Here is a 469-nt window from a genome sequence, read left to right as displayed (position 1 = left end):
TCAAATTCCAAATTCCAAAATTCCAAAATATAGATGATTAGTTTAAAAAAAATAATTTTGAGTTTGCTAGTTGTAGGAAGCAATTTTGCACACGGTCAAGATGCCACTTGGCCGTTGCAGAAATGCATCGATAAAGCATTAGAAAACAATATCGAAATAAAAATCCGCCAACTTGAAGTAAAACGAGTTCAAAAAAGTAGAAACTCGGTTTGGAATCAATTATTACCAACCGTTAGTTTCAATGGAAGCCAATCGTATAATTTTGGTTCAACGATCGATCCATCAACAAATGGTCGTGTTAGTTCTAATATCCAATATGATAATTTCTTTATCAACGCCAATATGAACTTAATCGATTTTAATGCGTTTGCCAATGCACAGAAAAATAAAATCGATATCGAAAAAGCCAAAGCCGACAAAGAAGTCATCGAAAACGAATACAAATTACAACTTTTAGACAGTTATTATA

At 32.2% G+C, this 469-nt stretch carries 1 protein-coding gene; it reads left to right on the top strand.

From position 1 onward, the window contains the following. Window positions 1–33 precede the first annotated feature (33 nt). Window positions 34–469 (top strand): TolC family protein (locus DIU01_RS11975; RefSeq protein WP_290834763.1); only part of this gene is annotated, 436 nt, incomplete at its 3' end.

The sequence above is a fragment of the Flavobacterium sp. genome (genome assembly GCF_003525665.1).
In the GTDB taxonomy this organism is placed as follows: domain Bacteria; phylum Bacteroidota; class Bacteroidia; order Flavobacteriales; family Flavobacteriaceae; genus Flavobacterium.
Note: the sequence above shows the minus strand (reverse complement) of the source record. Positions and strands in the feature narration are given on the sequence as shown.